This is a genomic window from Methanolobus sp. ZRKC4 (assembly GCF_045291305.1).
In the GTDB taxonomy this organism is placed as follows: Archaea; Halobacteriota; Methanosarcinia; order Methanosarcinales; family Methanosarcinaceae; genus Methanolobus.
Genome location: NZ_CP146983.1, coordinates 559,262 through 579,951, shown reverse-complemented (window position 1 = coordinate 579,951; position 20,690 = coordinate 559,262). Strand labels below are relative to the sequence as shown.

At 41.0% G+C, this 20,690-nt stretch carries 25 protein-coding genes, 2 tRNA genes and 1 pseudogene; 14 read left to right on the top strand and 14 right to left on the bottom strand.

Going from position 1 to position 20,690, the window contains the following annotated elements:
• The first annotated feature begins 139 nt into the window (after window positions 1–139).
• A complete protein-coding gene (locus V7O67_RS02980; RefSeq protein ID WP_342306296.1) occupies window positions 140–1,072 on the top strand; it encodes a hypothetical protein in 933 nt (310 codons plus the stop codon).
• Between the two features lie 37 nt (window positions 1,073–1,109).
• Complete coding sequence (locus V7O67_RS02975) at window positions 1,110–1,565, top strand: hypothetical protein (RefSeq protein WP_342306297.1); 456 nt, start codon at window positions 1,110–1,112, stop codon at window positions 1,563–1,565.
• Between the two features lie 109 nt (window positions 1,566–1,674).
• Here V7O67_RS02975 and V7O67_RS02970 read toward each other — a convergent pair.
• Window positions 1,675–1,746 (bottom strand) — tRNA-Arg (locus V7O67_RS02970).
• A 133-nt stretch (window positions 1,747–1,879) separates the two neighbouring features.
• Here V7O67_RS02970 and V7O67_RS02965 point away from each other — a divergent pair.
• On the top strand, window positions 1,880–3,064 hold the full coding sequence (locus tag V7O67_RS02965) for a redox-regulated ATPase YchF (RefSeq protein WP_406670802.1): 1,185 nt from the start codon (window positions 1,880–1,882) through the stop codon (window positions 3,062–3,064).
• Between the two features lie 27 nt (window positions 3,065–3,091).
• Window positions 3,092–3,751 (top strand): undecaprenyl diphosphate synthase family protein, encoded by a 660-nt coding sequence (locus tag V7O67_RS02960; RefSeq protein WP_342306299.1) that lies wholly within the window; start codon window positions 3,092–3,094, stop codon window positions 3,749–3,751.
• Window position 3,752: 1 nt separating this feature from the next.
• On the opposite strand, the gene rimI is transcribed toward V7O67_RS02960, so the two are convergent.
• The gene (gene rimI, locus V7O67_RS02955; RefSeq protein WP_406670800.1) at window positions 3,753–4,160 is read right to left on the bottom strand and encodes a ribosomal protein S18-alanine N-acetyltransferase; all 408 of its coding nucleotides are present in this window, start codon (window positions 4,158–4,160) and stop codon (window positions 3,753–3,755) included.
• Between the two features lie 92 nt (window positions 4,161–4,252).
• On the opposite strand from rimI, the gene V7O67_RS02950 reads away from it, so the two are divergent.
• The 3 genes from V7O67_RS02950 to V7O67_RS02940 all read left to right on the top strand — a co-directional run bounded on the left by V7O67_RS02950 (window position 4,253) and on the right by V7O67_RS02940 (window position 6,953).
• Window positions 4,253–4,756, top strand: coding sequence for a DUF5817 domain-containing protein (locus tag V7O67_RS02950; RefSeq protein ID WP_342306301.1), 504 nt, complete (start codon window positions 4,253–4,255; stop codon window positions 4,754–4,756).
• 163 nt (window positions 4,757–4,919) lie between these two features.
• A complete protein-coding gene (locus tag V7O67_RS02945) occupies window positions 4,920–6,191 on the top strand; it encodes an ATP-binding protein (protein WP_406670798.1) in 1,272 nt (423 codons plus the stop codon).
• A gap of 18 nt (window positions 6,192–6,209) precedes the next feature.
• A complete protein-coding gene (locus V7O67_RS02940; protein ID WP_342306304.1) occupies window positions 6,210–6,953 on the top strand; it encodes an MBL fold metallo-hydrolase in 744 nt (247 codons plus the stop codon).
• 1 nt (window position 6,954) lies between these two features.
• Here the strand turns inward: V7O67_RS02940 and V7O67_RS02935 are convergent, their stop codons facing one another.
• The 3 genes from V7O67_RS02935 to V7O67_RS02925 form a co-directional block, all read right to left on the bottom strand.
• A complete protein-coding gene (locus V7O67_RS02935) occupies window positions 6,955–7,869 on the bottom strand; it encodes a hypothetical protein (RefSeq protein ID WP_342306306.1) in 915 nt (304 codons plus the stop codon).
• A gap of 120 nt (window positions 7,870–7,989) precedes the next feature.
• A complete protein-coding gene (locus V7O67_RS02930; protein ID WP_342306307.1) occupies window positions 7,990–8,781 on the bottom strand; it encodes an ABC transporter permease in 792 nt (263 codons plus the stop codon).
• Entirely contained in the window at window positions 8,778–9,620 is an 843-nt protein-coding gene (locus V7O67_RS02925) for an ABC transporter ATP-binding protein (protein ID WP_406671416.1), read from the bottom strand. Before V7O67_RS02925 ends, V7O67_RS02930 begins: the two co-directional genes overlap by 4 nt.
• Window positions 9,621–9,823: 203 nt before the next feature.
• Here V7O67_RS02925 and V7O67_RS02920 point away from each other — a divergent pair, with 203 nt between their 5' ends.
• Window positions 9,824–10,231 carry a fasciclin domain-containing protein gene (locus V7O67_RS02920; protein WP_342306308.1) on the top strand — a complete coding sequence of 136 codons (408 nt, stop codon included), beginning with the start codon at window positions 9,824–9,826 and terminating at the stop codon, window positions 10,229–10,231.
• 132 nt (window positions 10,232–10,363) lie between these two features.
• Here V7O67_RS02920 and V7O67_RS02915 read toward each other — a convergent pair.
• The 3 genes from V7O67_RS02915 to V7O67_RS02905 form a co-directional block, all read right to left on the bottom strand.
• A tRNA-Pro gene (locus V7O67_RS02915) sits at window positions 10,364–10,441 on the bottom strand.
• Window positions 10,442–10,474: 33 nt separating this feature from the next.
• Window positions 10,475–11,224 (bottom strand): 3,4-dihydroxy-2-butanone-4-phosphate synthase, encoded by a 750-nt coding sequence (gene ribB, locus V7O67_RS02910; protein WP_406656228.1) that lies wholly within the window; start codon window positions 11,222–11,224, stop codon window positions 10,475–10,477.
• Window positions 11,224–11,898 (bottom strand): winged helix-turn-helix domain-containing protein/riboflavin kinase, encoded by a 675-nt coding sequence (locus V7O67_RS02905; RefSeq protein ID WP_406656229.1) that lies wholly within the window; start codon window positions 11,896–11,898, stop codon window positions 11,224–11,226. Before V7O67_RS02905 ends, ribB begins: the two co-directional genes overlap by 1 nt.
• Window positions 11,899–12,044: 146 nt before the next feature.
• On the opposite strand from V7O67_RS02905, the gene V7O67_RS02900 reads away from it, so the two are divergent.
• The 3 genes from V7O67_RS02900 to V7O67_RS02890 all read left to right on the top strand — a co-directional run bounded on the left by V7O67_RS02900 (window position 12,045) and on the right by V7O67_RS02890 (window position 13,477).
• The gene (locus V7O67_RS02900; RefSeq protein WP_342306311.1) at window positions 12,045–12,350 is read left to right on the top strand and encodes a nucleotidyltransferase family protein; all 306 of its coding nucleotides are present in this window, start codon (window positions 12,045–12,047) and stop codon (window positions 12,348–12,350) included.
• Window positions 12,347–12,685 carry a DUF86 domain-containing protein gene (locus V7O67_RS02895; RefSeq protein ID WP_342306312.1) on the top strand — a complete coding sequence of 113 codons (339 nt, stop codon included), beginning with the start codon at window positions 12,347–12,349 and terminating at the stop codon, window positions 12,683–12,685. Before V7O67_RS02900 ends, V7O67_RS02895 begins: the two co-directional genes overlap by 4 nt.
• A gap of 81 nt (window positions 12,686–12,766) precedes the next feature.
• The gene (locus V7O67_RS02890; protein ID WP_406670796.1) at window positions 12,767–13,477 is read left to right on the top strand and encodes a DUF2254 family protein; all 711 of its coding nucleotides are present in this window, start codon (window positions 12,767–12,769) and stop codon (window positions 13,475–13,477) included.
• Between the two features lie 145 nt (window positions 13,478–13,622).
• Here V7O67_RS02890 and V7O67_RS02885 read toward each other — a convergent pair.
• Window positions 13,623–14,647, bottom strand: a pseudogene (locus V7O67_RS02885) (IS630 family transposase).
• A gap of 93 nt (window positions 14,648–14,740) precedes the next feature.
• Here V7O67_RS02885 and V7O67_RS02880 point away from each other — a divergent pair.
• The 3 genes from V7O67_RS02880 to V7O67_RS02870 all read left to right on the top strand — a co-directional run bounded on the left by V7O67_RS02880 (window position 14,741) and on the right by V7O67_RS02870 (window position 16,637).
• Window positions 14,741–14,923 (top strand): hypothetical protein, encoded by a 183-nt coding sequence (locus V7O67_RS02880; protein ID WP_342306314.1) that lies wholly within the window; start codon window positions 14,741–14,743, stop codon window positions 14,921–14,923.
• Between the two features lie 255 nt (window positions 14,924–15,178).
• Window positions 15,179–15,505 (top strand): AAA family ATPase, encoded by a 327-nt coding sequence (locus V7O67_RS02875; protein ID WP_406670794.1) that lies wholly within the window; start codon window positions 15,179–15,181, stop codon window positions 15,503–15,505.
• Between the two features lie 169 nt (window positions 15,506–15,674).
• Window positions 15,675–16,637, top strand: a complete 963-nt coding sequence (locus tag V7O67_RS02870) for an ATP-binding protein (RefSeq protein WP_342306422.1) — start codon at window positions 15,675–15,677, stop codon at window positions 16,635–16,637.
• Between the two features lie 126 nt (window positions 16,638–16,763).
• On the opposite strand, the gene V7O67_RS02865 is transcribed toward V7O67_RS02870, so the two are convergent.
• Genes V7O67_RS02865 through V7O67_RS02845 form a run of 5 tightly spaced genes read right to left on the bottom strand, consistent with a single transcriptional unit; the run spans window position 16,764 to window position 20,660 of the window.
• On the bottom strand, window positions 16,764–17,459 hold the full coding sequence (locus V7O67_RS02865; RefSeq protein ID WP_406671415.1) for a fibrillarin-like rRNA/tRNA 2'-O-methyltransferase: 696 nt from the start codon (window positions 17,457–17,459) through the stop codon (window positions 16,764–16,766).
• Complete coding sequence (locus V7O67_RS02860) at window positions 17,456–18,496, bottom strand: NOP5/NOP56 family protein (protein WP_406670792.1); 1,041 nt, start codon at window positions 18,494–18,496, stop codon at window positions 17,456–17,458. Before V7O67_RS02860 ends, V7O67_RS02865 begins: the two co-directional genes overlap by 4 nt.
• A gap of 1 nt (window position 18,497) precedes the next feature.
• Complete coding sequence (locus tag V7O67_RS02855; protein WP_406670790.1) at window positions 18,498–19,457, bottom strand: beta-ribofuranosylaminobenzene 5'-phosphate synthase; 960 nt, start codon at window positions 19,455–19,457, stop codon at window positions 18,498–18,500.
• Between the two features lie 27 nt (window positions 19,458–19,484).
• On the bottom strand, window positions 19,485–20,204 hold the full coding sequence (locus V7O67_RS02850; protein WP_342306318.1) for a DUF2953 domain-containing protein: 720 nt from the start codon (window positions 20,202–20,204) through the stop codon (window positions 19,485–19,487).
• Between the two features lie 39 nt (window positions 20,205–20,243).
• A complete protein-coding gene (locus V7O67_RS02845; RefSeq protein ID WP_406670788.1) occupies window positions 20,244–20,660 on the bottom strand; it encodes a GerW family sporulation protein in 417 nt (138 codons plus the stop codon).
• Window positions 20,661–20,690 lie beyond the last annotated feature (30 nt).

Here is a 20,690-nt window from a genome sequence, read left to right as displayed (position 1 = left end):
AATAATAATATTGGGTGGGAGTTGGCATGTTTTATAAAATGGTATCAACTTCGTGGTTTAATAGCAGCATCTAGCTGAGCTTTAACACATTTTGCTGATTTTGCCCATGATATTAAAATCAACTGGGAGAGGGTTAAATATGAAAGCTAAAAGCCCGCAATTGGTCATATTGCTTGCTGCAATAATATTGGTAAGCATTACTTTTGTACTAATTGTGGACGCTACTCCAGAAAAATCTATGGAGAAATGGACTAAAGACCATATTGTAAAGAATGTTAAATTAACGCAGATATACAAGTATGAAGAAGGATACCTGGAAATAAATGAGATATATTCCGGTAATGAACTGAAGAAAAAGACAGGGATCGACAAATTTAACAAAGAGAAGAAGATCCCCCTAGAAACCGGAACTGTCATGATGAACAATGATGGGGATAAACTGACCGTTAAAGAGAATGAACTGATCCTGAAGACCAAAAAAGACGGGACTTTCAAGTTGGAAAAAGGAGAAGAAAAGGTTCACACGACAAAAACATCGCTGGTCATGACACTTGAGAGTGAACCATACCAATGGTGGGATGACTATAATGGTCCTCAGTGGACCTGGTCAAAGATACTCTGGTGGTATGTAAGGGAAGATCCGATAAATCTGATGTGGGGAGAGACTACTATATCCACAGTTGAAGGTGTGCTAGTGAATGAAGGTGACTGGGTTAGCAACCCATCGGAGTACACACATTATGTCTATGACCGGTCAGAACGGCGCTGGATAGCTGACGATGGTGTGGCTGAAAGCAGATATCGGATATTCGGTGGAAATCATACACGTTTGTGGGAAATATCTACAAATACAGATGTTGTTGTTATTGCAAATGCTCATTGTGATGATGGTGTTTTTGAATGGCCACTCGGCCACCAGGCCATTGACTACGAAGGTGTAGAAGAAGAGGTTGCCAGTTTTTACGATGTAGGCTGGACTGTTAGTCATGATGAGTGTTTCCTTGACAATGAATACACAAACAAGTACCGTGCATACAACGATGGGAATGCTACTGTGATAACTGCATCATGAGGTGGCCCATCCACCTTTTTTATTTTAGGGGAGTTTTATGGACAAAAACAGATCCATAGTATCAGCAGCAATTATAATCTTACATCCATTATTGCCTGCGTTGATGGACGTGGGATATAAGCTGTATTCTCCAATCATGGAAGATATAATATTGCATATCCTGATGACCACCATTATCTTCGGTGTCCCGGCAGCACTCATTATCTATTATGGGTACACTACAGGGGATGAGATGACTTCTACACTGTCAGGTGTCTTTTTGATCCCTCTCTACAACCTTTATTCAGATATCCTTCTGGAACTGTTAGACCCGCATTTCATAATGACAGGTACAGGTTACTGGTTGCAGATCACGACTTTCATTGATCTTGCAATCCCTGCTCTTATCTGTGGAGCAATGGGCTATTTTGCTTCAAAGAGGACAAGAGCATTTCTTTGGGTTTCGGTTTTTTTTGGAATGCTGCTTATTCTTATGTTCGTTCTCATCGATTGAGTAATTAGAATATCACCTAAGGCTAATCATTATTCTGCAAAACTTTATTTCAAAATCATAACCAACTAACTCTTCAAAAGGAAAAGGCTACTAAATCAAAAAAAAAGTACGTCCCGACCGAGGATCGAACTCGGGTCTAAGGCTCCGCAGGCCTCAAGGATATCCGCTACCCTACCGGGACACAAGGTTTCTGTTCTAATGTCTTTCTCCAATATAAAGATTATCAATGGAATGGAGGATTTGAGCTTGGAAAGGGAGTTATTCAGGGCTTGCAATCAATAAAAGTTAAATCCTGCGACAGTGATTAGTTAAGCATGTCAATGACCATAGGACTTGCAGGAAAACCCAATGCGGGGAAATCCACATTCTTCAAGGCCGCGACGATGGCGGATGTTGAAATTGCAAATTATCCTTTCACTACTATCAATGCAAATAAAGGTGTCACATATGTGCGCGCCGAGTGCCCATGTATAGAGCAAAGCAAACGTTGCGGTAATTGTGTTGAAGGCATCCGTTACGTACCTATAGAACTAATTGATGTGGCCGGACTTGTACCCGATGCACATCAGGGCCGCGGGCTTGGTAATACTTTTCTGGATGAGCTAAGACAGGCACAGGCAATCATTCACGTGATCGATGCATCAGGTGGAACTGATATCGAAGGTAATCCGGTTGATATCGGCGACCACGACCCACTTGGCGACATTGATTTTCTCAACCATGAACTCACCATGTGGATCTATAGCATCGTCAAGAGAAACTGGACCAAACTCTCACGCAAGATACAGGCGGAAGGACTCTCAATAGAGCACATACTCGCAGACCAGCTTGCCGGGGCAGGAGTGGATGAGCCACAGGTCAATGCCGCCCTTAACAAATGCAAACTGGACAGGAACCATCTTACTAAATGGTCCGATGAAGACATAATCAGTTTCTGTGACGCAGTCCGCATTCTGAGCAAACCAATGATAATCGCCGCCAACAAAACAGATGTTGCGCCACCGGAGAATGTAACTAACCTACAGGCACTTGACCAGATGGTAGTAGCCACAAGTGCGGCCGCGGAGCTTGCCCTGAGATCAGCAGCCAAGAGCCAAGCCATAAAATATGAACCAGGAGACAATGACTTCAGCATCCAGTCTGAAGAACTCAACGCCGCCCAGAAAAAGGGACTTGAGAACGTACGCACCCTTGTACAGAAAATGGACGGTACAGGCATACAAAAATGTATCAACAACGCTGTTTTCGAAATTCTCGACCTCATAATCGTCTATCCTGTAGAAGATGAAGGAAAATGGACCGATAAGAATGGAAGAGTACTACCTGATGCATTCCTCATGAAAAAAGGTTCAAATGCCCATGACTTCGCCTACAAGATCCATTCAGATATCGGAGAAGGATTCCTCTATGCAGTAGATGGGAAAACAAAAATGCGACTTGGAGAAAAGCACGAACTCAATGACGGGGATGTTGTTAAGATAGTTTCCACTGCAAAATAAAAACAAAATAAAGTGTCAGGATAATACATGAGCTTTGTAACTTCCATCTATGAGAAGCATTTACTACAGCAGGTCACGAAGTATCCCAGCCCTGAGCATGTTTCTCTGGCACTTTCTGAAACCGACCTGCTGGAAAAAGGCGGTTTCAGGAAAATAAAAGATTATATCCTCTGGTGCAAGCAACTTGGAATAAAGAGGACCAGTATCTACGTCGATGTACTGGACACCGAGGAAAAGCTCAAATCTGAAATGATAGAAAAGTTAACCGTGAAACTCAACGAGATCCTTTTAAAAATACCTAATGATATAGGATACGAGATATACGAAGAAAGCGGAAAAAGCTGCTCAAAAAAAGAAGGAAAAGGATTTCAAGTCTATGTTTCTGTTGGTTTTGGAGGACGCAGGGAAGTTACAAATGCAGTCATTTCCGTACTGAAAGATGTAAAAGAAGGGAAGATCAAAGCCTCAGAAATAAGCGAAAAAGATATCGAATCCCATCTGGTGATGAAACACGAACCTGACATATTCATTCGTTCAGGAGGAAAGCACCTATCTGATTTTTTGATATGGCAAACGGTCTATTCCGAATTTTACTTCACTGATGTCAACTGGTACAACGTAAGGAAACTGGATATAATCAGGATAATAAGGGATTTTCAAAAGCGTCAGAGAAGATTTGGTAAATAGATCAGATTTCCCTGCCCATTACAATGGCATTTTCATCAAGATAGTAGCCATCTATTTTTCCCTCAACCAGAAAACCATTATTTGAATAGAAAAGTTGAGCAGTTACATTAGACTCTCTCACTTCAAGCATCATTTTATTGAAGCCATAAAGCTTCACAAGGTCAATGCACCATTCAAGCAGTTTGCTGGCAATTCCCTGCCGCAGGCATTCCTTATGAACTGCAATGCTCTGTAAATGAGCTTTTCTTTTATCTTCTGATGACCCAACTATTGCATAACCAAGTACCCTGTCTCCCTCATAAACAAGAAAACCCGGATTACTAAGATGGGCCTTGAAAAGAAAATCCGGCCAGGGAACTTCAAAGGAACAATCCTCTATCTCAACAATTTCAGGAATGTCAGAAACCAATGCTCTTCGTATCATTGTATCATTGAATTTACTTTTTGGTCCTCTTCTCTGTGAGGCTTACTATTTATAGGATACATACTAAAAAGCTGCCGATGGTATACGGGGTCATTATATGTACAAAATGCAGGAAGAATGCACAGATCATTGAACTTGAAAGTTCAAAGACCACTCGTTGCCAGAGGTGCAGCGCAACACTAATGGTCAGAAAGTTGCGTATCTTCTTTTCATCAGAAGACCTTAACGAAGCAAGATCCTTCAGGACACAGGTACAGGCCAGTATAATAGAGAACGAAACATACACCATACAGGCTGAAAATGAGAGTGTTTCCAGAACCGAGCATCAGATATTTGGTGAGGAGATTGATGAAAAGGCTGCATGTTTTATTGACAAGCGAAAATGTCAGAAAATGAAAAATGCAGATGATTTAATACTTGAAGTACTCCAATCCAATAATAAACAGATGTTTTATGGTGATCTAAAAAAAATGGTCATAGCCAGGGACATTGATGAAGACAGATTTGATGACGTTATCAAAAAGATGATGCAGGCAGGAGAGATATACTCACCTTCAAAAGATGTTATCCGGCTTGTATAAGCTGGTCTGTTCTTCAAAAATAGATCAGATACATGGCGAGCATAATAATATTTAAAGAATATATTTAGTAGGAGTATACAAAAAATATATCTAAAAAGATGTATAATATGTAATGTCTGAATAGTTAACTTCCAATTAATAAATAATTTAATCAGGTAAGAACATGCCCGACATAACTCTTGATATCATCGAACTATTGCTTACTGCACAGGTATACAACAAATATCCTGAACTGGATGTAAACGACCTCCCTAAGCAAGTACGTAAATTCTACTGGAACAGGGAACAAAGAACGGTTCCAAAACCTATCAGGGTAAAAACTACAGACATAGAAAAATTATTTGACATTGACAGTGTAGATAGCAAGTTGAAAATGCTTCCTTTTGTCGCAATAGATGACATGGATTTCTCTGTCAGGATAACAGCTCTTGAAGTAGGAGCAGACTGGTTCCAGAAAAGAGATGGCTCGATGGATAAAATAGCGCACAACCCGGTACTTGCCTATCATTATGAGAAAAAGCAAGCAGAAGGTGCAGACTACAGCAGCGCAAAATCCAAGGTAAGGCCAAAAGAAGTTGACAGGGAATGGATTGAGTCCCTTATTGAGGAAATCTCTAAAGAAGAGGGTGGGGGAGAGATGCTCAAGCTCGCCCAGATAAGTGCTCCTGAGGATATCAGGCAGACACTCAGAGAATTCATTCTTACGACCGAACAGGAAGAAGAAGTCAAGAAAATAGTCAAGGCTATTCAGTACAGGGATTACCTGAAGCGCATTGGACTCTATGATGTGGGAAAAATATTGATGGTTGGCCCTCCTGGTACCGGGAAAACATCACTTGCGAAGGCCATGTCAGAACATCTTGCCATCCCCTTTGTAGAAGTGAAACTGTCCATGATAACTGACCAGTATCTTGGTGAGACCGCAAAGAACATTGACCGTGTATTCGCTCTCGCAAAAAAGTTGAATCCGTGCATACTTTTCATTGACGAGTTCGATTTCGTAGCAAAGACCCGCTCCTCAGATGAGCATGCTGCACTTAAAAGAGCAGTCAATACTCTGCTCAAGGCTATAGATGACATAAGCCTCACAAATGATGGAGTCCTGCTGTTGGCGGCTACCAATCACCCAAAAATGCTGGATTCAGCTGCGTGGAGACGTTTTGATGATATAATGAAATTCCCTCTCCCTGATACGGATATGCGCAAGAAGATACTTGACATTGTTACAAAAGAGATTGAAGGGGATTTCGACACATCCGAGATCGCCTCCCTTACACATGGCTACAGTGGTTCCGATCTTCGAATGGTCATCCGAGAAGGAGTGCTTACTGCACTTGTAACAGAGAGAACCGAGCTTACACAAAAAGACATGCTCAATGCAATCGCAGCATTCGATGAGAGAACGGTCATCAAAACCAATGAATATGAAGATTGAGCAAATGCAGGACAATTCATGAAGATAACACTTCTTGGAACAGGAGATGCCACCGGCACCCCTGTTATTGGTTGCAATTGTCCTACATGCCAGGATGCACATAACGGCGGTAAAAGCCAGAGAACCAGATTTGCAATCCTTGTAGAATCATCGGAGGGAACGGTACTGATAGACACCGGTCCAGATCTTCGATACCAGCTGCTTAAAACCGGGACAAAACACATTGACGGAGTAATCTGGACACATGGTCATTATGACCATTTTGCAGGTTTTGCCGAATTTCACAGGGTTCAGTACAATGTGGATGTTTACGGACTAACTGAAACACTGGAATATATTCTTGATTATCTGCAGTTCCTCCGGCCTAAAAAGCATGAAAGGAACATGTATGAACCTTTTGAGCTCATTGGCCTGGAATTCACTCTTTTTGAGGTAATACACCCACCCGTTAAGAGATCTATCGGTGTTATGATACGAGATGGCAATACAAAAGTGGTTATCACAGGAGATACACAAAGGGATATTCCTAAAAAGAGTATTGATACTATCATGGAACCTGATCTGTTAATTGCTGATGCTATTGTTCCGCCTACTGTAGAGGTCAAAAAGCACATGAATACGGCAGAAGCTATGGACCTTGCTCAGGAAATTAAAGCCAAAAAAGTCGTATTCACACACCTTAGCCATTTCTTTAAGCCCCATGACGAGGCAGTCAAAGAATATCCACTTGGATATGATGGCATGGTTTTTGAATACCTTTGATTCAATCTTTTCCTTTATTTTTGGGAACGACTACCTGTTTCTCGATATCACTTCGAATTTTTTCCAGTGTTCTCTTTTGAAGCCTATACCTGAAAAAGACAAAAAATGCAATCATACCAAGAATAGCCGCAGCAACGCTGAGACCTGTTGGTGCTGATGTTGTGTAGAATTTAGCTGTGATGAGTTTTGGAACCGGCTCTATTTCTGCCTGTTCTTCCGCAGAATATCTGCCAAGCATGCTCAGGAAACCATTTGTTTCCAGTTCATTGTGCCACACAAGGTTTTCACGATTAGATGCATCAAGATATAAAGCATCTGGAGAGGGCTTGGGCTTGCCTATAAGAGGATTACCAGTGGTATACCCCTCTGGCAAAACAAAACGAACTACAGACGGAGGTGTTGTGATGTATATGAAATCCTGGCCCAGTGGTGTTGACATTGTATAAGCCACAAATCCGGTTATTGGTGCTTCAAATGTAATGAACACATGCTTTTGTCCACGAATAACATCTTCTGAAATTGTATAATTAATCTCAGAAGCTCCTTCCATCAGTGAAAAATCAGTAAACTTTTCCGGTGTTGCATTGGTTTTGTTGGAAAGGTCCCCTAGTACAACAATATTACTTACAACTTCATCGTCTGAAGTGCTCAAATCTTCCAGAGGGATTATATCAATAACAGATTCGTTCTCAACTATTGAAACTACCTTTGCAGACCCGTTCTTTGAAAGATAGAATGTGTGAGTCGGAGTTAAATTTCCTTCATCATAACTATCATTCAGGAAAACCTCAAACTCGTATGCAGATAACTCCGGCTGAGTACCTTCATCTTTTACCGGTACAAGATCATCAATGCAGCCACTTGCAAAGATCACAAGACCGAAAAGGCACAATACCAGGATCAAGTATTTTTTCATTGTTACACCAATTGATGATTTATTTTATGAACCTATCGCTACACATTCTGTTACCATTGAATAAATACATTCATGGCGCTCTGTGATTTGACATATGTCGCGTTTTAACTTAACAGTTATTCAGACTATCAGTTTCTTCTTCATGAGATTTATCGAAAGTATCAGCAGAATTACACTTGCAAACAGGATCCACACAATATCAAACAATAAGGATGAACTCAATATCCCGAATGACAGGGATCTTATGACATTTACCATGTGAGTTAGTGGTAAAAAGGCAACTGCAAAATATTGCACCGGTGCCGGAAGAGCACTTAGAGGGAAGAAAGTTCCACTGAAAAGGAACATTGGGGTTATGAACAAAAGTATCGGATAGCTAAGAGACATTATATTGGGAGTTATCGCAGTAAAACACATGCCAATAGCTGCAAATAGAAGTCCGCAAAGAAATGCGAACGGAATTATGAGAAGTGAGTATTTCAGATCGATAAGACCAAAAAGAGCTATCACAGGTATCATTACAGTTGCGTTTATCGTGCTTCTGGTGGCTCCCCAGAGAAGCTCACCTGCTATCACATCCTCAATCGTCAGGGGTGTTGCAATGATAGCATCGAATGTTTTCTGGTAGTACATCCTGACATATGAACTGTAACTGCACTCGAAAAATGCTGCATACATAACTGAAACAGCTATGAGTGCAGGAGCGATGAATTTGGCATACGGGACACCATCAATACTCTCAATGAATTTACCGAGGCCAAAACCCAGTGCTATCAGATACATTATAGGTTCAAGGAAAGGAGGAAGGAAATTCAGTTTTAAATCTTTCATGAAGACATCTTTGTTCCGCTGCCAGACCTTATATGATCTGGAACTTATACTTGGAATTGCGAAATAATCGGCCATCTTCATTCCCGAAGCCTCCTGCCTGTAAGTTTAAGGAAGACATCTTCAAGTGTCGCCGGCCTTGCGCTTATCTTGGAGAGGGAACATTCCATAAGGAGAAATTCAGATAGCTCCATGGCATTGTCAGGATAAATGTGAACAATATCACCGATAACTTCGTAGCTTGCTTCCTTTTTCTCAAGACATTCCAGAAGTTGAGGGTTGTGTTCTGCCTCAATTATGTCCGAACCTATAAACTCCTCAATTACTCCACGAGGGCTGCCTTCTACCAGTATTTTACCATTGTCCATTACTACCAGCCTGTCGCAAAGTTTTTCCACCTCATCGAGGTAGTGTGATGTGAGAACAATAGTAACTCCCTGTTTTTTGAGCCCGCGGAGCTTGTCCCATATGAGATGCCGAGCCTGTGGATCGAGTCCAACGGTTGGTTCATCAAGTATCAAAAGTCTGGGTTGATTTATTAGTGCTCTTGCCAGGACAAGCCTGCGTTTCATACCGCCTGACAGGCTTTCTGTCATAACATCCCTCTTTTCCTGGAGATGCACAAAATCCAGTAACTCCTCAACCCTTTTTTCTGCTTCTTCACGTGGAATATCAAAGTATCTTGAATAAACCAGCAGGTTCTCATAGACTGTAAAATCCCCGTCGAGATTATTCTCCTGAGGAACGACTCCCATAAATGATTTTATTTCCCTCTGGTGAGTTGCAACATTCATCCCAAGAACCTCGAGCTTACCTGCGGTTACCGGAGAAACACATTGAATCATGCGCATGGTAGTGGTCTTGCCCGCTCCGTTCGGCCCGAGAAAGCCGAACATCTCACCTTCATCAATATTAAAACTTATACTGTTTACAGCTGCAAGGTCTTTGAATGATTTTTGCAGGTCTTTTGCTACAATTATCGGAGCTATTTGTTACCACCTTTAAAAGAGTTGTAATGACTCTGTATTAATTATTTCGATTGGAACCTTTTTGTAAGGTCATATATGTATTCAAACCATTTTTTAACAATAAAGGACATAGGTTTGATAGAATAAGAGGATTGAAAATGACTGAAATGAAGAACCTGATAGCAACAGCAAAAGAGAAGGGATCTTTTTCGACCCTCCTGAAAGCCGCAGAGAAACTCAAGCTCACAAATAAGTACAGCAACGAAGGACCATTCACCATTTTTGCACCGGTGGAAACAGCTTTCGGACCAATACCAGATGAAGTCGTAGATGAATCATTTGATGACCATGGCTACCTGCTTGGCATTATCAACTATCACATCGTGGAAGGAAAATATACTACAGAAGACCTTGCAGGACTTACAGAACTTGAAACCGTAAGTGGAAACAAACTGAAGATCACTGCCACGGATAGCATAAAAGTCGATACTGCGAATATAATCGAGGCTAATATTGAATGCAGTAATGGGATGATCCACGCAATTGACGAAATTCTGGTTCCATAAAACTTTCAGAACCAGCCTTTTTTAAAAAAATAATTCGTAGGACTGTGGAGATTAAAAACCCAGATGACGCTTCTGGAGCGCGAGAAAAGGCATGACACTACGTGTAATACCTCATAAATCAACAGTAGAAAATGGTGGGATCGCGGAGATTTGAACTCCAGTCGCTAGACCCCCAGCCTAACAGGATGGACCAGGCTACCCTACGATCCCGCAGGATTGTATGTACATATACATTACAGTATTTTAGCTTTTCCGAGGCTGTGAGCTCAACCAGATGTCGTAGGCTTCCACTACTTCTTCACCCTCGACAAATACAAGGTTGTTGTTACTTCCATACTCTTTTGCATCATCTTTCTCAAGGGCTCTTCCGGTCTTATCATCAAGCATCTCACAGACTACCATTGCAGGTGTTATGCCTGCTATTTTTGCAAGAGCAATGGATAATTCGGTCTGGCCCATGCGCTCATGGACAAGTCCCTTTGCAGCACGTAAGGTTGCAACATGTCCGGGAGTCCTGAATTCATTTCCAAAATGGATATCTTCATTCCTGAGTGTTTTTTCAACAACCTCATCCAGTTTATTAATGGTCAGTGCCCGGTCATTGTCCGGAATACCGGTGCGTGTGTCCCTGTGATTCACCCAGATGGAGAATGATGAGCGTGAATCATATTTGAGGTCACCACCTTTTTCCACGATCCTGTCCAGGGCAGTACTGCACTGGTTTGCCTCTCTTATGATATCTGCCATGAATGGAAGACCTAATTTCTCGGAAGCATCGGAATCAAGGGCAACGCAAATAAGGCCGCCTGCATCCCTGCGCATCCACCTGACATCATCAGGCTTAACAGCCGCTGCCGGGATTGTGAAGTCAGTCTCAGCCTCCCGTCCTTCCAGGTCAAAAAGCAATATCATCTCGCCATTCTGAAGAGCAGTGATAGCTCTTCTTATATTTTCGCTGTATCCGTTTGAGCCTGAATCCATATTATCACTCATCACTTGCATTTTTGAAGATTCTTCACAACTATCTTTACTTCGTCGCCGTCGCTTATTCCAAGCATTTCTCTCAATTTGACAGGTGCGATTATTTCAAGGAGGTCGGCCGGATAGTGTGTCCTGTCAGGAACTATGACCGCACCTTTTATTCCTTCTATTTCTACCGGGTAGCACCTGACGCCTCCAAAACTTCGTTCCCCGTCATTAAAACCATGTATCACAAGTGGCTGGATATTAATATCCATACTATCGCGCATCTGCACACTCTGGTCTGCAAGCCTCACGTTAAGAGTTCCCGGAAATGGCTTGAAATCAAGCTTGTCCCTGAATTGGGACATATAACCTTCCTTTGCAATGTAGTATTGTCCCTCTCCCAGGCCCGTAATGATATTTCCGTAGAGCTCCAGGTCAGCATGTTCCCTGCAGAATATCTGCTGGTAATCTGCATACTCTTTTTTAAGAATCTCGACTCCTGTATCTGTAAGCTGGACCATCTGCCCGCCTGCAACGAGCTGCCTTCCGATGTAGCCATCTTCTTCGAGCTGCTTCAGGACTCGTGCAGCGGTCTTGGAACTTGCGGATATATGGTACATAAACTCACTGGAAGATATCTTTACAGGTTTTTCGATAGCATCAAGCAATGCAAGTCTTTTCAGGGATGTTATTGTATACATTGATCGACCACACAAATCTCAAATTTGAGCAGAATCTCATTTATGAGATGTGTCTAGATAAAGTTTTTGATTTGAAAAACTTGTACTTTTTGGAAAGAACTCCTACATGAAACTTAATAAGAATGATAACTAATAGAGTTATGAATATGAGTTTTGACAAAATAACAGAGAATCAAATCAACAAGTACAAACAGACAATTGTTCCAATACTTATCAAGAATGACGTTGATAAAGCTGGCATCTTCGGTTCATTTGCCAGGAACGAGGCAAGAGAAGATAGTGATATCGATATTCTTGTTCGTTTTAAAGACAGAAAAAGCCTTTTTGATCTCGCAAGGTTAGAACTGGAACTTGAAAAGAAATCAAACAGGAAAATCGAAGTTGTCACCTATGATTCCATAAGCCCGCTTATCAAAGAACGAATCCTCAAAGAAGAAGTGAAGATACTATGAAAGACCCTGAAGTCTTTTTGATGCACATAGTGGATTCTATCGACAAGATAGAGGACTTCACTAATAGCAGAACTAAAGAAGATTTTCTGGAAGATATTCAACTTCAGGATGCAACTATCAGAAGAATAGAGATTATAGGCGAAGCATCAAAAAACATCCCTGAAGACTTTAAAGTACAGTATCCTGATGTACCGTGGAGTGAAATGGCAAGAACCAGAGACAAGCTTATCCACGGATATTTTGGTGTTGATCTCCAACTCACGTGGGACATAGTCCAGCATGATCTGCCTGAGCTAAAAGAAAAAATGCATCAAATCCTTGAAGAACTTAAATGAAGCAGTTTTTCAATAGGGCACTGTCAAAAAGATTACTTCGATACTGTTTTATTTATTGAAACTGTTTATTTTTATGTGGGCATGCTACCTAATAAACTGAAAGAGAAATGTAATGAATTAGCAGATTTCTTTGACCGACCTGCATGGATAAACAGGACACTGTTCTATCTTTCGATATTCGCTAGCATAGCCTTAGTATTCACATTCATTTTCGGCATATTCGAGTTCATTTTTCCTGATTTCACCTTTCCAAACAACAACATCAACTTCGATAACGAGCGTTATCTCCTCAGCGCCCTAGTCCAGAGTCTCGCAGCCGTCATCGCATTGGTGATCACACTAAGCCTTGTAGCCGTGCAGCTTGCAGCCCAATCCTATTCCGCAAGGGTCATCGATGTTTACAAAAGAAAACCCGATATGTGGATACTTCTGAGCATCTACATTATTACCATCTTCTACGGACTGGGACTGATTAAGATCATCGGGCTTGGTGTTTTGAGTAATTATACGGAGGGCGCCATTTTCACTGCTTATTTTATGGGGTTCTTTGCTTTCATTTGTCTGGTGCCGTATATGTTGAAGACTCTTGATTTGTTGAAGCCTTCGACTGTGATTAAATTGTTGGCGGCGGATATTACAAAGAATAAAATTCTCAAATCTTTGGAAGAGGATGGGAAAATTGAAGAGAATGATCCAATTCAGCCTATTGTTGACATTATAAACTCCTCTTTAGAAAAAAAGGATAACGAAACCGTAAGAAATGGGCTAAAATCAATAAAAGAAAATACGTAACTATTCAGCCTGATAAAAACACTATCAATAGCAATCTTGACAAAAAGTTGAGACCTACATTTTATTAGGATCATTAATTTTGATTGTTGCCATTGATTGCTTTTTTGATTCTTAGGTTGTTAGTGAGCAAACATCTCCGTTTTGATTAAATCAGTATCAATAGGCTAATTGTGGTAGGCTGAATAGTTACCCATTTTCTTGCGAAACTAATCTTTGATGAACAACTAATAAACGTCTCAGCAATCAGATTTTTCATATGGTCAAGATCTTTCACAAAATTACAAGAAATTATTCTTTTGACGCTCTTCCAGATGAATTCTATTGGATTCAAGTCTGGCGAATATGGAGGTAAATAGACCAATTCGATGTCATTTGCCTGTGCAAAATCCAATGTATCTTTTGCTCGATGTGATCTAAAATTGTCGAGAATGATTACAATTCTTTTTCCTATGTTACTGTTTTTTACAGTTGACAGAAATGAACATACATCTTCTTTGGTTGAATGTTCCTTAAAATTTATAACTGAATTACCATTCAATGCATAAAACCCGAAGGAGTTTGCTTTTAGCCTGGTTGTGTTTTTGAAGATAACAGGTTTATTGAAAGACCATAAACGAACTGTATTTGATGTTGTTTGTGGAGATGATTCATCAAGAAAGCCGATAACGCAACCATCATCGATTAATGGTAAGTTTTTTTTAAACGGTCTTCTGCGTCTTCTGGTCTTCGATGATCATGTGTATAGGGTTTGCCATGATGCATGCCAAACTTTTTCAAGATGACTAATATTTGCTTAATGGTGTATTGAACTTTAAACTCATTATATATGAGTTCCTGAACTGCTTTTGTTGACCAGTCATCACGCTCATGTAACATGGTCTTTAGTTTTTCTTTTTGGTCATTAGTGAGTTTTGAAGGGCAACCTCCTGAAAACCTGGGTTTCAAACCTTTATATCCGTCTTGATTCCACCGTTCTTGCCATTGATATGCAACGGGTTTTGATATCCCTACAAGTTTAGCCGCTTCATTAACTGAAGCACCTTCATAACGGTGTTTAACAAAATACAAACGTTGTAGAACTCTTGTATCTTTCTCTAACGACTTAATATGTTTAAGCAATTCCTCTAATGAAAGATGATGCTCTATCAGAATTTGTTCTGGTTTAGCCATGAAAAATAGTTGTATCTCTTAAGTAATAAATGTTTAGTTAATAACTATAATCTACTAAATGCAACTATTATAGTATTAGACACTTTAGAAACGATGGGAGAAAAAGCTATTAACAAAAAGCAAAAAATCATATCGGAAATAATAATACATGCAGTTAATGAAATTCAAAAAGAAGCAAAAATATTAAAAATAGAAGATATAATAAAGAAATCATATCTAACTCACACAAATTTAAAAACTAAATATAGTGAAATATTTAGTGAAGAAGAGAACTAAACCTCAATCTTCATCCACAAAAATCCGTGCCACCAAACCTAAATGATCCTCGTGGAATGGGTCAAGCTCTTTTCTTTGCAGTACCTGGAATTCAATATCAAAGTCGCTTTCAAGTTTTCAAAACTCTTCCTTGAACATCTTTTTTGAAATGGCAACTATGCCCACATCATATTTGGTTTACTAATTGTAATAAACATGTGTTTATTTGGTTTACCAAACCAAATGTATATAAACAACCACCTCCAAACAAAAAGTATGGACAAAGATAAACTAAAAATTCTGTTGAAAGAACAGAACGATCAGATCAAAGATGTGAAAGAACTGGTTAAAAGAGAGTTGTTGGATGAGGTTAAAGGTAAGAAGTCAGATCTTATCGTTATAGTGGCAGGACTTCGTAAAGTTAGGAAATCAACGCTTATGGAAGAGGTTAGGAAGGAGAATCTTCATGAGAGTTATTTTGTGAACTTTGACGATGAGAGGTTATTTGATTTTACAATTGAAGATTTCCAGATGATGCAGGAGATTCTTCTCGAGCTTTATGGTGAAAGAAATACTTACTTTTTTGGTAACTATTCAGCCTGATAAAAACACTATCAATAGCAATCTTGACAAAAAGTTGAGACCTACATTTTATTAGGATCATTAATTTTGATTGTTGCCATTGATTGCTTTTTTGATTCTTAGGTTGTTAGTGAGCAAACATCTCCGTTTTGATTAAATCAGTATCAATAGGCTAATTGTGGTAGGCTGAATAGTTACCTTTTTTGATGAGATACAGAATATACCGGGTTGGGAGAGATTTGTCAGACGGCTGCATGACGGTGGAAAAAAGATATATGTCACAGGTTCAAATGCAAGTATGCTGAGTCGGGAAATGGGAACTCATCTGACTGGCAGGCATCTTAGCTATTCATTGTATCCTTATTCGTTCAAGGAATTTCTCGATTTCAAAAAATATGAGCTGCCTTCGTCAAACGTACTTACAACCGTTGAAAAGAGTACGATCAAGAAACACTTCAATGAGTATATTGAAACTGGAGGAATACCGGAATTTGTGAAAAACCGGGATGAGCTCTATATCAAGACACTGTATGAGAACATAATCTACAGAGATATAGTTGCAAGATACAATCTCAAAGATGAAAAGGCATTGAAAACAACAGCTTACTTTGCAGCATCTAATATCGCAAAGGAGATCAGTTACAACAATATCAAAAAGCTCACTGGACTTTCCAGTGCAACAACAGTAAAGGAATACTTCGAGTACCTCGAGAACAGCTATCTCGCTTTTCTTGTACCAAAATTCTCTGCTTCCCTTAAAAAACAGGTTTACTCCAGCAAAAAAGTCTACTTCGTGGATACTGCCATAGCAAAGATACTGGGATTCAGGACATCCGAAGACTACGGAAGAATCCTTGAGAACATTGTGTTCATGGAACTCAAAAGAAGAAACGAAGAAGTCTACTATCACAGAGATAAAAAAGAATGTGATTTTGTCATAAGGGACGGCTACAACATAAGAGAAGCAATCCAGGTCACGCAGAGCCTTGAAAATCCAGATACCAGAAAAAGAGAGATTGAAGGACTGTTGGAAGCCTTAAAAGCCTACAAATTAAAAGAAGGCCTCATCCTCACCGATGACAGCGAAGATGAGATTAAAATGAATGGCAGAAAAATAATTGTGACGCCCATCTGGAAATGGATGCTGGAATGAAACATATTTAAAATTGCCGTTATTGCTTATGTGTTACAGATTATTGCTGATAATGGAATGTGCCGCCTGCGGCGTATGGCTGCACAGGCACTAAATCCAAAAAACCTTATTTACATACAGCTTACTTCAATCTTCATCCACAAACATCTGAGCCACTAAACCCAAATGGTCCTCATGGAACGGCTCAAGTTCTTTTCTCTGCAGCACCTCAAATTCCACGTCAAAGTCGGTCTCTAATTTGCGAACCTCGTCCTTGAATATCTTTTTGGGACTGGCTACGGTGTCGATACTCCTTGACTTGATGGAAAGCATCAAATGACCATTCTCTTCAAGGAAATATTTCGAGTTGATAGCTGCGATCTCTGCCTGGTTGGGCTGGGCAACATCTTGGAAGATAACATCCACTTTTTCAACAATGTGTGCATATGATTGGGGTTTGTTGGCGTCCGCAAGTATAGGGATGATGTTTGGGCGCTGGTCACAGAGCTGGATAAGATCACGCATGGTACGGGGAGAAAATTCGACTGCGTAGACCAGGCCGTCCCGGAGTATATCCGAAACATGACTCACGGTTGTACCCGAGGCTGCACCAAGATATAATACAGTGGAATCGTATGTAAGAGGAATCTCAAATTTCTTCAATGCCATAGCTCCAAGCTTACTACGGCTTGGGTCCCAGAGACGGTACTCTTCACCCTCCTCTTCTATGAGACGCTCGCCGTAAACACTGATACCCGGCATGAGATTTCTGGTAGCAAGTACCTTCCTGTCGTCGATATCCAATTCATAGATACCGCGATATAACTCTTTAACTGACATCAGCGCTTACCGCCTTTCCTCTTGCATCTATGTGTTTTTTTACCGCCCTTGCCCTTTGACTGGGGCTTTGGTTCCCTCTTTGGCGGATTTGGATTAGTATTCCTGATATGTTCCAGTTTCTTCTCAAGTTCTTCCTTGATGGAAGGATCCTTTTCACCGGTATAAAAGTCAGTCCTCGCAGCCAGGCTTATCTTCGAGGCAAAAGCTCTTGCAAGTTTACCTCTCTGCCACCAGGGTGCGTTTTTGATGATGATGTTATTGAATATGATACCGTGTTTGGGCGACGGCGTGTTTGAACGTAAATGCTTAAACAGTGCCCTGTTAGCACCTATTACCTGCACGGTACTGGAAGGAAAACTTGCAAGTCTCTGCAGGCTTCCTGCAATGCTTATGAGCCTGGCTCCCAGAAGACCCCCGGCAATGTCTGTAAGGTTTGGTGCCAGGGAGCCCATACCTGTTACAATATAACTTTCAATCTGCCTGCGGGTATCATACAGACTGCATAGGTTTGAAGCAAAAGCTCTCAACAGTTCCTCATCTGCAAAAGAGAGTTCTGCTCCCATTGACTTTGATGCCTTTTCAAATAGCGCATGGTCTTCAGGCACATTAGCACGTGAACCAAAGGCCAGCACAAATCTTGCCAGTGGCTCTCCGGTAAGCCCCAGTTCCGGGAAATAGACACCATACCATTCCAGCAGGCGCTCACTGAGCTCATTTACATTCTTATCAATATCATCAAGCGCCTCAACTGCATGCACGATACGTACATCATCGGTATCTGTACTGGATATCTGGCTTTTAGCTGCCCTGATACAGACATCCCTCAGCAGGATGTCATAATCCTCATCCAGTTCTACAAAACCAGACTCCAGAGCAGCCTTACGGAGATCAGGACGCTTAAGCGGAACATCCTGCACATTCTCCTGTGACTCGAAGACAAGTTCAGCCAGCTTTTCCGGATCCTTATCAAACAGCTTACAATCCTCTACCTCACCCTCAGTATCCAGCTGAAGTTTTCCAAACCATGTAGTGAATTCCATATCACACCCTCCTTATATCTGCACCTGAATTGTTTGCCTTTGTTACTATGACCCTGCCACCGATAGTCCTGTCAAGATGATCCTGTACGTCTTCCATAACATAAGCAGCATCCTCCTTATTGTCCACAATTCCATAGACTGCAGGCCCGAAGGAACTCATACCCGCTCCATATGCACCGGATTCCTGCATCAGTGCCATCACATCCCTCACAGCCTGATGCTGCAGCTTCACTTCATGTCTCTTAAAACCCAGACTTTGTATGTGATTAACGGCATGGCCAAATGACTCAATATCATTTTCAATTATTGAAGGCATCATTTTCATAAGAATAATATGAGAAACTTCCTGAACCTCATTCAGAGGTATGGGACATACCTTGCGGAAAATGTCAACCTCTTTTGCATCATGGGCACCCTGGGTATCAGGAAGAGCAAGAACAATATTCCAATCCGGAAAATCATGTCGGAAAATTACCGGTGCCGGATCAGCTCTGCTTGCTGAAGAAGGAGAGAAAGAGCCCTTATCGGAAAATCGGTGCCCTCCATCAACAATAAAACCACCTGATTCAAAGGATGCTACACCAATTCCCGAAGTACCACCACGTCCCACTGCAATGGCGAGATCACGCACACTCATCCCGAGATCATACAACTCATTAACAGCAGCAGCCGCAGATAACGCTGCCTGTGTACCAGAACCAAAACCGACATGTGCCAGCATATCTTCTTCAATCTTAAGATTAATACCCTCACCTTCAGGAAGGACTTGCCTCACAGCATTCTCCATCCTTTCCCCGAGGAACGAATCACCCACCACTTCAATCGTATCGGACTTCTCTGCACTGATCACAACATGGGGTGATGCCAGAGAAATACCTGTGCCACCATCCACTCTGCCAAGACTGGCATTCATATCAATAAGAGTGAGATGGAGCCTTGATGGGGACTTAATAGTAATCATGTCATGAAGTATCAGTGACACATACTATTAAAGATTAACACTTGACTTTTTAGAATACCTGTTAATAAAAAACTGCCATGAAAAACGCAGCACATTCCTATCCAGAACAAAGAACAGGATCACAAGAATAAAACGATACAACCGAATCCTCACAGATCCTTTCATGTCAAAGTCCAGCCTGCTGTCAATAAAATCCGGCTCCAGTTGCATTTTCAGATTATCAGAGTGACAGGCAAAATAACCCTTCAACGCATGGACATAACCACATGCAATTCCTGTATATGCAGGATCAGGAAAACCAAACACCATATTGACCCTTGCATATGGTATCCTGATGGCATGGATTGTTCCCTGCAACAACCTGATTGCAGGTGACCTCAGTTGCCTGAAAGCCTGTAATATCTCTGAAAAAGATATGTCCTTTGATTTTTTGGACTTAGAAGGTTCTTTTTTGCCACCCTTAACTTCCCTCTTGACTGTTTTCTTATCCAACCCTTTACCCTCAGGAACATCAACCCCAGAAATTGAAGAATATTGATCACCTTTTGAACCAAATTCGTTTTCTTTGTCGTCTGTCGGACTGATGCAATAGGAAAACAGTAGCCAGTGCACGGAGACCCTGTGTTCTATATCACTGCCGGAGCCCTGTGCTTCAAAAACAATATCAATAGCAGTAAAGAGAATAAGTAAAAATACAAGTACAACAAGCACGATAAGAAGCAGTATCACCATTAAGACAGATAACATGGCTGCTCCCCGCCAGGACAATAAATAAAAATAGAAAGATCAGTCTTCAGAAGACTCATCTGTCCCTTCGCAGGGTTCTGAATCATCCTGACAGCTCTCATCTTTCTTTGATTTTTTCTTCATAGACCTGACCTTCTCGATCAGTCCCGGAACAGACTCAAGTATCTTGCCAAAATCGGTATGACCGGATAAAGACAGCAGGCGTGTGCCCTCTGGTGAAACTACAATGAATGCTACAGGTTCAATCTTTGCACCTGCACCGCCTCCTCCACCAAATCCTTCTTCCTTATCAGTTCTTTTGCCTTCACCGCCACCACTTCCAAAACCAAAGGAAACTTTGGTGACAGGAATAATAGTCGTATCTCCGAAAGTAGTAGGATCTCCGATAACGGTTTTTGTGTTCACAAGTCTTTCCAGTTCTGCGGATACTTCTTTCATCAGATCTTCAAGTGCCATGTTAAAACCCCTTTAATAATAATGGACTTT

Excerpts from the sequence above, each read along its gene's own strand:
- V7O67_RS02980 (WP_342306296.1), top strand. The coding sequence starts at position 140 with ATGAAAGCTAAAAGCCCGCAATTGGTCATATTGCTTGCTGCAATAATA.
- V7O67_RS02975 (WP_342306297.1), top strand. The coding sequence starts at position 1,110 with ATGGACAAAAACAGATCCATAGTATCAGCAGCAATTATAATCTTACAT.
- V7O67_RS02965 (WP_406670802.1), top strand. The coding sequence starts at position 1,880 with ATGTCAATGACCATAGGACTTGCAGGAAAACCCAATGCGGGGAAATCC.
- V7O67_RS02960 (WP_342306299.1), top strand. The coding sequence starts at position 3,092 with ATGAGCTTTGTAACTTCCATCTATGAGAAGCATTTACTACAGCAGGTC.
- V7O67_RS02950 (WP_342306301.1), top strand. The coding sequence starts at position 4,253 with ATGGTATACGGGGTCATTATATGTACAAAATGCAGGAAGAATGCACAG.
- V7O67_RS02945 (WP_406670798.1), top strand. The coding sequence starts at position 4,920 with ATGCCCGACATAACTCTTGATATCATCGAACTATTGCTTACTGCACAG.
- V7O67_RS02940 (WP_342306304.1), top strand. The coding sequence starts at position 6,210 with ATGAAGATAACACTTCTTGGAACAGGAGATGCCACCGGCACCCCTGTT.
- V7O67_RS02935 (WP_342306306.1), bottom strand. The coding sequence starts at position 7,869 with ATGAAAAAATACTTGATCCTGGTATTGTGCCTTTTCGGTCTTGTGATC.
- V7O67_RS02930 (WP_342306307.1), bottom strand. The coding sequence starts at position 8,781 with ATGAAGATGGCCGATTATTTCGCAATTCCAAGTATAAGTTCCAGATCA.
- V7O67_RS02920 (WP_342306308.1), top strand. The coding sequence starts at position 9,824 with ATGACTGAAATGAAGAACCTGATAGCAACAGCAAAAGAGAAGGGATCT.
- ribB (WP_406656228.1), bottom strand. The coding sequence starts at position 11,224 with ATGAGTGATAATATGGATTCAGGCTCAAACGGATACAGCGAAAATATA.
- V7O67_RS02905 (WP_406656229.1), bottom strand. The coding sequence starts at position 11,898 with ATGTATACAATAACATCCCTGAAAAGACTTGCATTGCTTGATGCTATC.
- V7O67_RS02900 (WP_342306311.1), top strand. The coding sequence starts at position 12,045 with ATGAGTTTTGACAAAATAACAGAGAATCAAATCAACAAGTACAAACAG.
- V7O67_RS02895 (WP_342306312.1), top strand. The coding sequence starts at position 12,347 with ATGAAAGACCCTGAAGTCTTTTTGATGCACATAGTGGATTCTATCGAC.
- V7O67_RS02890 (WP_406670796.1), top strand. The coding sequence starts at position 12,767 with ATGCTACCTAATAAACTGAAAGAGAAATGTAATGAATTAGCAGATTTC.
- V7O67_RS02880 (WP_342306314.1), top strand. The coding sequence starts at position 14,741 with ATGGGAGAAAAAGCTATTAACAAAAAGCAAAAAATCATATCGGAAATA.
- V7O67_RS02875 (WP_406670794.1), top strand. The coding sequence starts at position 15,179 with ATGGACAAAGATAAACTAAAAATTCTGTTGAAAGAACAGAACGATCAG.
- V7O67_RS02860 (WP_406670792.1), bottom strand. The coding sequence starts at position 18,496 with ATGGAATTCACTACATGGTTTGGAAAACTTCAGCTGGATACTGAGGGT.
- V7O67_RS02855 (WP_406670790.1), bottom strand. The coding sequence starts at position 19,457 with ATGATTACTATTAAGTCCCCATCAAGGCTCCATCTCACTCTTATTGAT.
- V7O67_RS02850 (WP_342306318.1), bottom strand. The coding sequence starts at position 20,204 with ATGTTATCTGTCTTAATGGTGATACTGCTTCTTATCGTGCTTGTTGTA.
- V7O67_RS02845 (WP_406670788.1), bottom strand. The coding sequence starts at position 20,660 with ATGGCACTTGAAGATCTGATGAAAGAAGTATCCGCAGAACTGGAAAGA.